Source organism: Xylophilus sp. (assembly GCA_009914555.1).
Lineage (GTDB): Bacteria > Pseudomonadota > Gammaproteobacteria > Burkholderiales > Burkholderiaceae_C > WNDY01.
Map to the genome: position 1 here is coordinate 338,951 of WNDY01000001.1, position 10,543 is coordinate 349,493.

Genomic DNA, 10,543 nt, shown 5'->3' on the forward strand with positions numbered 1-10,543 from the left:
TATGGGGCTGTAGCGCACGTATTGCGCGCGTTACAGCGCAGTGATGCCGGGGGTATCCGATCAGCCCTCGGCCGTGAAGCCGATCGACTTGACCAGTGGCCCCCAGCGCTCGGTGTCGGCCTTGAGCATCGCGGCCAGCTCGCCCGGGCTGGTGGCCAGCGGATCGAGTCCGCCGGCGGCCAGGCCGTCGATCACTGCCTTGTTGGCGACGGCACTGCGGATGGTGGCGTTGAGGCGCTGCACCGTCGCCGCAGGCGCCCTGGCCGGCAGGAAGAAGCCGTACCACTCGCTGAAGACCAGGTCCTTCAAACCCTGCTCGGTGTAGGTCGGCACGTGGGGCGTGAAGCGGCTGCGCCTGGCGCCCGAGGTGCCCAGCAGGCGGATCTTGCCGGCCGCGGCGAACTGCAGGAACTCGCCCACCGGGCCCGAGACGGCCGGGATCTGCCCCCCCACCATGTCGAGGATGGCCGGCTGCGAGCCGCGGAAGGCCACGTGCGTCAGCTCCACGCCGGCGGTGCGGCCGAGCAGCACGCCGATGAAGTGCGGCGCCGAGCCGGCGGCAGGCGAGCCGAAGCTGGCCTGGGCCGGGTTGGCCTTGGCCCAGGCCAGGTAGTCGGGCACGGTCTTCACGCTGGCCGGCACCAGCGGGCCGACGGCGAAGCCATAGTCGAAGATGGCGCCGGTCGACACCGGCGTGAGGTCGGCCACCGGGTCGTACGGCAGCTTCCTGTAGGTGTGGGGGTAGATGCCCAGCATCGACATCGGCGTGACGAGGATGTTGGTGCCGTCGGCCGGCGCCTCCTTTACGGCGGTGATGGCGATCTGCCCGCCGGCGCCGGTGCGGTTCTCGACGTACGCGGCCTTGGCGAAGCCCGGGTGCAGCTTCTCGGCGATGCGGCGGCCCACCACGTCGGCCGTGCCGCCGGCGGCGAAGCCGACGATGACCTTGGTGCTGTCGATGGCGGCGGGCTGCTGGGCCCAGGCGAAGGCGGCCGGGCCCAGGGCGGCGAGGGCGCCGGCTTGAAGCAGGTGGCGGCGGGACGTTGGCATGGCGGTATCTCCTTGGGGGCCTTTGTGTGTGCGCGCGGGCGGGCGGAAAAGGCGCCAAGTATCGCCGCGCCGCCGACGGCCCGCATCGGGACGAGCCATGCCATCGGGTAGGCTTGCCGTCTCATGGCCAAGGAAAAGACGCTCTATACCTGCACCGAATGCGGCGGCACCAGTGCCAAGTGGCTGGGCAAGTGCCCGCACTGCGGCGCCTGGAACACGCTGGTCGAGACGGTGCCCGAGGCCGCTGCAGGCGGCAGGAACCGCTACGGCGCGCGGCCGCACCAGCCGCTGGCCGGCGCCGCGGCGGCTGTGACCGCGCTGGCCGACATCGAGGCGGCCGACGTGGCCCGCACGCCCACCGGCATCGAGGAGCTGGACCGGGTGCTCGGCGGCGGCATCGTCGAAGGCGGCGTGGTGCTGATCGGAGGCGACCCGGGCATCGGCAAGTCGACGCTGCTGCTCCAGGCGCTCGACGCGCTGCAGCGCGCGCAGATGGACACTTTGTATGTGACCGGCGAGGAGTCCGGCGCCCAGGTCGCGCTGCGCTCGCGCCGGCTCGGCATCGAGGGCAGCCAGGTGCAGGTGCTCGCCGAGATCCAGCTCGAAAAAATCCTGGCCACGCTCGACGCGCTGCGCCCGGCGGTGGCGGTGATCGACTCGATCCAGACGCTGTACTCCGATCAGCTCACCAGCGCGCCGGGCTCGGTCGCGCAGGTGCGCGAATGCGCGGCCCACCTCACGCGCGCGGCCAAGTCCGGCGGCACGGCGATCGTGCTGGTCGGGCACGTCACGAAGGAAGGGGCGCTCGCCGGCCCGCGCGTGCTGGAGCACATGGTCGACACGGTGCTGTACTTCGAGGGCGACACGCACAGCGCCTACCGGCTCGTGCGCGCGATCAAGAACCGCTTCGGCGCGGTCAACGAGATCGGCGTGTTCGCGATGACCGAGCGCGGGCTGCGCGGCGTGTCCAACCCGAGCGCGATCTTCCTGAGCCAGCATGCCGAGCCGGTGCCCGGCAGCTGCGTGCTGGTCACGCTCGAAGGCACGCGGCCGCTGCTGGTGGAGATCCAGGCGCTGGTCGACAGCGGCGGCCCGAGCCCGCGGCGGCTGTCGGTCGGCCTGGAGCGCGACCGCCTGGCCATGCTGCTGGCGGTGCTGCACCGCCATGCCGGCGTGGCCTGCGCCGACCAGGACGTGTTCGTCAACGCCGTGGGCGGCGTGCGCATCAGCGAGCCGGCGGCCGACCTCGCCGTGATCCTCGCGATCGCGTCGAGCCTGCGCGCCAAGCCGCTGCCGCGCGGCTTCGTCGCGTTCGGCGAGGTCGGCTTGGCCGGCGAGGTGCGCCCGGCGCCGCGCGGGCAGGAGCGGCTGCGCGAGGCGGCCAAGCTCGGCTTCTCGGTGGCGGTCGTGCCCCGCGCCAATGCGCCGAAGAGGCCGATCGAGGGGCTGGAGATCCACCCGGTGGAGCGGGTGGAGGAGGCGATGGACGTGGTGCGGCGCCTGCAATGAGCGTTGCGGGCGCGATACGGTTCGATGTCGGGAACCGTTCGCGCTCGTTACACTCGGGCCGATTGCTCTGACGGATTCGCCAGCCAGCGCGGCATGCCTGCCGCCCGCCAGCCACACCGCAGATGCTGTCGCCGCCGCCCGCCGGGCCGGCGGTACCCCGTCGCCTGTCGCCGCTGAGCGTTTTCCATGCCACCTCGCAACACCCTGGGGCGCCGCCCCGTCGCATCCGCCGCCCTGATCGCCGGCGGGCTGTCGTCCTTCTTCGCCGCGCCGGCGTTCGCGCAGTCCACGCTGCCCGAGGTGCGCGTCACCGCCGGCCAGGACGAGACGGCCACCAGCGCCGCCGGCGGCTTCATCGCGCGCCGCGCCACGGCCGGCACCAAGACCGACACGCCGCTGATCGAGACGCCGCAGTCGGTCTCGGTGGTCACGCGCGAGCAGGTCGAGGCGCAGGCCGCCGACTCGCTCGACCAGGCGTTCGGCTACACCGCCGGCATCTTCTCGCTCGGCGGCGGCGCGCAGCGCCACACGGCCACCGGCTTCACCGTGCGCGGCTTCAACGTCACCGGCTCGGCGCCGCTGTACCTGAACGGCAGCCGCTTCCCGATCAATTCGCTGTCCGGCACGATGGAGCCCTATGCCTTCGAGCGCATGGAGCTGCTCAAGGGCCCGGCCTCCATCCTCTACGGCCAGGCCGCGCCGGGCGGCATCATCAACCTCGTCAGCAAGCGCCCCACGGCCGAGCCGCTGCGCGAGGTGGAGGTGCAGGCCGGCAGCTGGAGGCGCAAGCAGATCGCCGTCGACCTCGCCGGCCCGCTGGCCGAGGACGGCCGCTTCGCCTACCGGCTGACCGCGCTCAAGCGCGACAGCAACACGATGATCCGCGCCATTCCCGATGACCGCACGCTGCTCGACGGCGCGCTCGACTGGCGCATCGCGCCCGGCACCACGCTCACGCTGCTGGGCACCTACAGCAAGGGCCACAGCGTCTACGACTACGGCAAGCCGGCCGAAGGCACGCTGCTGCCCAACGTGAACGGCCGCATCGCGCGCACGCTGTTCGTCGGCGAGCCGGGCTTCGACTTCTTCGACACCGAAGGCAAGACGCTGGGCTACCTGTTCGAGCACCGCCTCAACGACGACTGGACCTTCCGCCAGAATCTGCTGGGCTTCGACTACACCGCCGGCAACGCCTGGTCGGCCGTCGGCAGCGTGGTGCAGCCGGAGCAGCGGCTGCTCACGCGCACGGCCATGACCCGCGCCGACACCGACCGCGGCCTGAGCCTGGACAACCAGCTCCTCGGCCGGCTGCGCCACGGCGACGTGCAGCACACCGTGCTGCTCGGCCTGGACTGGGGCAGGCACGATTTCTCGCGCGCGCAGGCCGTCGGCACCGCACCGTCGCTGGACCTGTTCGCCCCGGTCTATGGCGGCACGGTCACCGTGCAGCCCCAGGCCTATGCGACGCAGAACAACCGGCAGACCGGCCTCTATCTGCAAGACCAGATCAAGTTCGGCCCGCACTGGATTGCGCTGGTCGGCGGGCGATACGACGAGTCGCGCGACACCAGCCGCACCACGCTGCGGGCCACCGGCGCCGTCAGCGCGACCAACCAGACCGCGCACGCCTTCACGCCGCGTGCGGGCGTGCTCTACCTCGCCGACAACGGCCTGGCGCCGTACTACAGCTTCAGCAAGTCGTTCCAGCCGACCTCGGGCACCGACTACAACCTCAACCCCTTCGTGCCCACGCGCGGCGTGCAGCACGAAGTGGGCGTGAAGGTCGAGCCCGCCGGCGGCCGCACCTCCGTCACCGTCGCGGCCTACGAGCTGACCCAGCAGAACGTCACCACGACCGACCCGGCCCATGCGGGCTATTCGGTGCAGACCGGCGAGGTACGCTCGCGCGGCTTCGAGGTCGAGGGCAAGGCCCGCATCGCCGCGCGGTGGGAGATCGTGGCCGCCGCCAGCACCACCGACGCCAGGGTCACGCGCAGCAACAGCGGCACCGCCGGCACCCGGCCGACCAACGTGCCGCGCCACCAGGCGTCGCTCTGGGCCGACTACCGCGTGAGCGGCCTGCCGGGCCTGAGCGTCGGCGCCGGCGTGCGCAACGTGGGGCCGATGCAGGTCACCGCCGCGCTCGCCACGCCGAGCTACACCGTGGTCGACGCGGCCGTGCGCTACCAGTTCGACCACTGGCGCTTCGCCCTCAACATCAAGAACGTGGCCGACAGGACCTATCTGTCATCGTGCAGCTACGCCTGCTTCTACGGCGACGAGCGCAACGTGCTGCTGACGGCGCGCTACAGCTGGTAAGGATATACCCAGGGGGATACTGCTTCATAGCGGTCATGTGGAAAGCGCTGTAGACCAATACCCCCGATATTTAACCGTGCTACGCAGTCTCCGCAGCGGCCCCGGCGGCGGCCGCTGCGAGAATGCCGGCCCATGGACTTTCGCAAACTGTTGATTCCGCTGGGCATCGTGCTGCTGGTCGGCGTGGCCTGGCGCTCCATGGGCTGGCAGGGCGTGCTGGCCGTCTCGGGCGGCCTGCTGATGTGGGCGCTGCTGCACTACACCCGTGTCGTCAAGGTCATGGGCCGCGCGGCCGACCGGCCGGTGGGCTACGTGGACAGTGCGGTCATGCTCAACGCCAGGCTCAAGCCCGGCGTGAACCTGCTGCACGTCATCACCCTGACCAAGGCGCTGGGCCTGCGCCGGTCGGCCGAGGGCGAGGAGCCCGAGGTCTACCGCTGGACCGACGGCAGCGATTCGCACGTGACCGCCGAATTCATCCACGGCCGGCTGCAGCGCTGGAAGCTGGAGCGTCCCGCTCAGGTGGAGGAGGCCGCGGCGGCCCCGGCGGCCGACGCGCCGTAAAATCGCGGGCTTTCTCCTTTTTCCGACCCCACAAGGACACGCTGCATGAGCCCCGCACTCCCCCCGCTCGACGACCGCGACGGCAAGATCTGGTTCGACGGGCAGCTCGTCGACTGGCGCGACGCCAAGGTCCACGTGCTGACCCACACGCTGCACTACGGCGCGGGCGTGTTCGAGGGCGTGCGCGCCTACGAGACGCCGTCCGGCACGGCCGTCTTCCGCCTGGAAGAGCACACCGAGCGGCTCTTCAACAGCGCCAAGATCCTGCGCATCCAGGTTCCGTTCACCAAGCAGCAGGTCAACGAGGCGCACAAGGAGGTGCTGCGCGCCAACGGCCTGAAGAGCGCCTACATCCGCCCGCTCGTGTGGATCGGCTCCGAGAAGCTCGGCGTGAACCCGCGCGGCAACAGGATCCACGTGGCCATCGCCGCCTGGCACTGGGGCGCCTACCTCGGCGAGGAGGGCCTGGCGCGCGGCATCCGCGTGAAGACCAGCAGCTTCACCCGCCACCACGTCAACATCACGATGACGCAGGCCAAGGCGGTCAGCAACTACAGCAACTCCATCCTGGCCAACCTCGAAGCCACCGACGACGGCTACGACGAGGCCCTGCTGCTCGACGCCTCCGGCTTCGTCAGCGAAGGCGCGGGCGAGAACATCTTCATCGTGAAGAACGGCGTGATCTACACGCCCGACCTGTCGGCCGGCGCGTTGAACGGCATCACCCGCAACACCATCTTCTCGGTGGCCAAGGACCTGGGCCTGGAGATCGTGCAGAAGCGCATCACCCGCGACGAGGTCTACATCGCCGACGAAGCCTTCTTCACCGGCACCGCGGCCGAGGTCACGCCGATCCGCGAGCTCGACCGCATCGAGATCGGCATCGGCTCGCGCGGCCCCGTCACCGAGCGCGTGCAGGCCGCCTTCTTCGACATCGTCAACGGCCGCAACCCGGCCTATGCCCACTGGCTCGCCAAGGTCTGACCGCCATGCCCACCACTGCAACGGTCGAACTGCTGGCCCGCGACCTCAACGCCCAGGGCGGCGTGTTCTGCCCCAACCCCCGGGCCGGCATGAAGCTGTGGAACACGCACCCGCGCGTGTTCCTCGACGTGGCCCGCACCGGCGAGGCCCGGTGCCCGTACTGCGGCACGCTCTACAAGCTCAAGGCCGGCGAGGTCGTGGCCCACGGCCACTGACCTTGTCGTCACCGTCGCGGCGACGCGCATCTTGAGCCTTCTCTCTCCCGCCGACGCCGCCGCGCTCGGCCGCGTCACCGTCATCACGGTCACCTACAACAGCGCCCACTGCGTGCCGGCATTGGCCGCGGGGCTCGCGGATTGTCCGCACGTCACCGTGGTGGACAACGCCAGCGCCGACGACAGCCGCGCGGCCGTCGCCCGGCAGCTGCCGCAGGCGAAGGTGTTTGCGCTGCCCTCCAACCAGGGCTACGGCGCGGCCAACAACGCCGGCATCGCGGCGGCGACCACGCCCTATGTGTTGCTGCTCAACCCGGACTGCGTGGTCGCGGCCGACCAGATCGCCGAACTGGTGCGCTGGGCCGACGGCGACGTGCAGTCGGCCATGTGGGTGCCGCAGCTGACCGACGGCGCCGGCGGCGACGAGGTCAACTACAGCATGCCGCGCCACTGGGGCGCGCCGCGCACCGGCGGCGCCGAAGGGCCGCTGTGCGTGGGCTATGCCTGCGCGGCGGTGCTGCTGATCCACGTGGAGCGCCTTCGCGCTTCCATCGGCGGCTTCTTCGACCCGCGTTTCTTCCTCTACTACGAGGACGAGGACCTGTGCCTGCGCGCCTTCGACGCCCGGGCGCCGATCGTCGTGCTGCCGCAGGTGCGCATCGCCCACCTTGCGCGCGGCTCGGTCAGGGGACCGCGGCCCTGGCGCTCCGAATACTGGCGCGGCTGGCACCATGCGCAGTCCAAGATCCGCTTCGCGGCCAAGCACCAGGGCGCCGCCGCCGGCGTGAAGCTGCTGGCCCGCAGCATCGCGCGCGCCCGCCTGCTGGTCGCCGCGCGCGTGCTGGCGCTGTCGCCGCGCCTGCTGGCCCGCGCCTGGGGCCGGCTGCAGGGCCTGCTGGCGCTGCGCGACAGCCGCGAAATCACCGCCCCATGAACGACATCGCCCGTCCACGCCTGACCATCGGCGTGCTCACGCTCAACGAGGAGCGCCACATCGAGGCCTGCCTGAAGAGCGCCGCCTTCGCCGACGAGATCATCGTGGTCGACAGCGGCAGCACCGACCGCACGGTGGCGATCGCCGAAGGGCTCGGCGCCCAGGTGCACACCCATGCCGACTGGCAGGGCTTCGCCGAGCAGCGCAACCGGCTGCTGCGCCATGCCACCGGCGACTACGTCTTCTTCGTCGATGCCGACGAGCAGGTGACCGACGCGCTGCGCCACTCGGTGCAGGCCGCGGTCGCCTCGGGCGCGCAGGCCGTGTGGACCATCCGCTGGAGCGTCGTGGCCTACGGCCGCGAGCTGCGCTGGTTCCTCGGCCAGGCGCCGATCGAGCGCATGTTCCCGCGCGCGCGGCTCGCCGGCTTCACCGGCGTGGTGCACGAGCGGGCCGAACTGCCGGGCGATCCCTTGCCCCGCCGCGCGCTGGCCGGGCGGCTGCGCCACTTCTCGCGCGAATCGGTGCGCGACAGCCTCTACAAGCTCGCGCAGTATTCGATGCTCGGCGCGGCCAAGCGGGCCGAGGCGGGCAAGCGCGGCGGCATCTGGCGCGGCATCGCATCGGGCACGGCGATCTTCATCCGGCTCTACATCCTGCGCCTGGGTTTCCTCGGCGGCGGGCCGGGCTTCCTGTTCTGCTTCTTCATCGCGCTCGAATGCTTCTTCCGCTACGCGGCGCTGCACTACGACCGCGCAAGCCTCGACGCGGCCGTGCGCCGCTGATCCCCTTGTTCCGCATGGACCGCATCCGCCGGTATTTCCCTTCCGACCCGCGCGCCGCGCGCGACGTCTTCTTCACGCTGTTCGCCGGCATCGCCTGCGCCGCCACGCCGGCGATGGCGCTGGTGGCGCCGAGCGGCTATTCGACCGGTGCTGCGCTGCTGTTCGCCGGCGTGCTGCTGTCGCTGCCGCAGTGGCGCCGGCCGCTGCTGCCGCACCCGGCCTGGCGCTGGGTGATCGCCTCGTTCGTCGTGATGGGCATCAGCTGGCAGGTCGATTCGCTGCTGAGCCATGCCGGCCTGCGCGGCGCCGACAAGCCGGCCAAGTACCTGCTGGCGCTGATCTGCCTGTTCTTCGTCGCACAGTACCGCCCGGGTGTGCGCTGGTTGTGGGGCGGCACCGCGGCGGGCGCCATCGGCGCGGGCGTGACGGCGATCGTGCAGTTGGTGCGGGCGCCGTCGCTCGCGGCATCGCGGGCCGAAGGCTTCACCAATGCCATCCAGTTCGGCAACCTCGCGCTGCTGATGGCCGGCATATGCGCCATCGGGCTGGCGCTGCCGGCGCCCTGGCAGCGCACGGCCGGCTGGCGGGCGCTGCTGGGCCTGGGGCTGGCGTTCGGCGTGGCCGCCTCGCTGCTGTCGTGGTCGCGCGGCGGCTGGCTGGGGTTGGCTTTCGTCCTGCCGCTGCTGCTGATCGCGGCTTGGCCGCGGGTCAACGGCCGGCGGGTGGCGCTGGTGGCGCTCGTGGCGGCCGCCTGCGTGCTGGCGGCCTGGAGCACGCCGCAGCTCGGCCTGCGCGACCGGGTCGACCTGGTGCGCACCGAGGCCGAGCTCTACCAGGACCGCCACGAGGCCGACACGTCGGTCGGCCAGCGGCTGGAACACTGGCGCCTGGCCTGGCGCCTCGGCACCGAGCGGCCGGTGGTCGGCTGGACGCAGCGCGGCTACACCGAGGAGAAGCAGCGCCTGGTGGCCGCCGGCGAATACAGCCCGTTCATCCTGCAGTTCAACCACGCGCACAACGAGTTCCTCGACCTGTTCGCCAAGCGCGGGCTGGTCGGGCTGGCAGCGCTGCTGTTCCTCTATGCCGTGCCGATCGCGCTGTTCTGGCCGCGCCGCGCCGCGCTGGAGGCCGACGGCCCGGATGCCGACCTGCTCGGCCTGCGGCTCGCGGCCCTGTCGGTGCCGCTGGCCTACATCGGCTTCGGCCTGACCCAGGGCTTTATCGGCCACAACAGCGGCACGATGTTCTTTCTCTTCTATACGCTGGCCGCCTACGGCTGCCTGTGGGGCCGGAAAACGGCGCATACTCCCCGCCCATGACGGGTAGAGTGCGCTTTTCATAAGCGCTGGCGATGCATACTCCCTGACATGCAGACTGCGGGCCGGCTGGCGATAATGGGCGCCCCTGTCACTGCCGCCTGCCAGAGAGTCCCGCCATGCCGTTTCCACCCGCGTCCCGTTCCTTCCTGTTCCGCGCCACGGCCGCCGCCGTGCTGGCCGTGGCCGCCGCCGGCGCCCAGGCCCAGGTGCGCGTCAGCGATGCCTGGCTGCGCGCCAGCGTGCCGCAGCAGAAGGCCACGGGCGGCTTCCTGCAGCTGCAATCGAGCGTGGACAGCCGCCTCGTCGGCGCGCGCTCGCCGGTTGCGACGACGGTGGAGATCCACGAGATGTCGCACGAGGGCGGCGTGATGAAGATGCGCGCCGTGCCGGCGCTCGACCTGCCCGCAGGCAAGACGGTGGCGCTGGCGCCCGGCAGCTTCCACCTGATGTTCTTCGACCTGCGCCAGCCCCTTTCGGCCGGCGACACGGTGCCGATCACGCTGGAGTTCGAAGACCGCGACGGCAAGCGCACGACGCAGGAGGTGCAGGCCGCCGTGCGCCCGCTGAATGCCGCCGCACCGCAGCCGGCCGGCCAGGGCGCGCACGACCCTGCTGGCCATTCCGGCGGGCATTCGCACTGAGCAGACCGCGGCGCGGATCGGGCGGATCGCGCGCGGCAGCCGCCGCCCATCGGTGGCTGCCGCCCCCGGCCGAGCCGCCGGCGACCTACCCGGGGCGCTCAGAACCCGTAGACCGCGCTCACCCACGCCACCGGCGAGACACGGCGGCTGTCCGAGCGCGGCGCGCCGCCCGACGTGCGCCATGCCACACTCGCCTCGGCCCGCCAGCCGCCCCAGGCCAGCC

The 10,543-nt window shown here is 71.6% G+C and carries 10 protein-coding genes; 9 read left to right on the forward strand and 1 reads right to left on the reverse strand.

The genetic code is table 11. From position 1 onward, the window contains the following. Nucleotides 1–60 precede the first annotated feature (60 nt). Nucleotides 61–1,050, reverse strand: a complete 990-nt coding sequence (locus tag GAK38_RS01655) for a Bug family tripartite tricarboxylate transporter substrate binding protein (protein WP_325340856.1) — start codon at nt 1,048–1,050, stop codon at nt 61–63. A gap of 123 nt (nt 1,051–1,173) precedes the next feature. On the opposite strand from GAK38_RS01655, the gene radA reads away from it, so the two are divergent. The 9 genes from radA to GAK38_RS01700 all read left to right on the forward strand — a co-directional run bounded on the left by radA (nt 1,174) and on the right by GAK38_RS01700 (nt 10,320). Then, nucleotides 1,174–2,559, forward strand: a complete 1,386-nt coding sequence (radA, locus tag GAK38_RS01660) for a DNA repair protein RadA (protein ID WP_325340857.1) — start codon at nt 1,174–1,176, stop codon at nt 2,557–2,559. 186 nt (nt 2,560–2,745) lie between these two features. Continuing rightward, nucleotides 2,746–4,878 (forward strand): TonB-dependent siderophore receptor, encoded by a 2,133-nt coding sequence (locus GAK38_RS01665; RefSeq protein ID WP_325340859.1) that lies wholly within the window; start codon nt 2,746–2,748, stop codon nt 4,876–4,878. A gap of 132 nt (nt 4,879–5,010) precedes the next feature. Further along, a complete protein-coding gene (locus GAK38_RS01670) occupies nt 5,011–5,442 on the forward strand; it encodes a glycerate kinase (RefSeq protein WP_325340860.1) in 432 nt (143 codons plus the stop codon). A gap of 45 nt (nt 5,443–5,487) precedes the next feature. Continuing rightward, nucleotides 5,488–6,426, forward strand: a complete 939-nt coding sequence (locus GAK38_RS01675; protein WP_325340861.1) for a branched-chain amino acid transaminase — start codon at nt 5,488–5,490, stop codon at nt 6,424–6,426. A gap of 5 nt (nt 6,427–6,431) precedes the next feature. Continuing rightward, the gene (locus tag GAK38_RS01680) at nt 6,432–6,641 is read left to right on the forward strand and encodes a zinc-finger domain-containing protein (RefSeq protein WP_325340863.1); all 210 of its coding nucleotides are present in this window, start codon (nt 6,432–6,434) and stop codon (nt 6,639–6,641) included. Nucleotides 6,642–6,672: 31 nt separating this feature from the next. Continuing rightward, the gene (locus GAK38_RS01685; protein WP_325340864.1) at nt 6,673–7,575 is read left to right on the forward strand and encodes a glycosyltransferase family 2 protein; all 903 of its coding nucleotides are present in this window, start codon (nt 6,673–6,675) and stop codon (nt 7,573–7,575) included. Next, complete coding sequence (locus GAK38_RS01690; protein ID WP_325340865.1) at nt 7,572–8,360, forward strand: glycosyltransferase family 2 protein; 789 nt, start codon at nt 7,572–7,574, stop codon at nt 8,358–8,360. Before GAK38_RS01685 ends, GAK38_RS01690 begins: the two co-directional genes overlap by 4 nt. A 14-nt stretch (nt 8,361–8,374) precedes the next feature. Further along, a complete protein-coding gene (locus tag GAK38_RS01695) occupies nt 8,375–9,679 on the forward strand; it encodes an O-antigen ligase family protein (protein ID WP_325340867.1) in 1,305 nt (434 codons plus the stop codon). Between the two features lie 116 nt (nt 9,680–9,795). Next, on the forward strand, nt 9,796–10,320 hold the full coding sequence (locus GAK38_RS01700) for a copper chaperone PCu(A)C (RefSeq protein ID WP_325340869.1): 525 nt from the start codon (nt 9,796–9,798) through the stop codon (nt 10,318–10,320). The last annotated feature ends 223 nt before the right edge of the window (nt 10,321–10,543 follow it).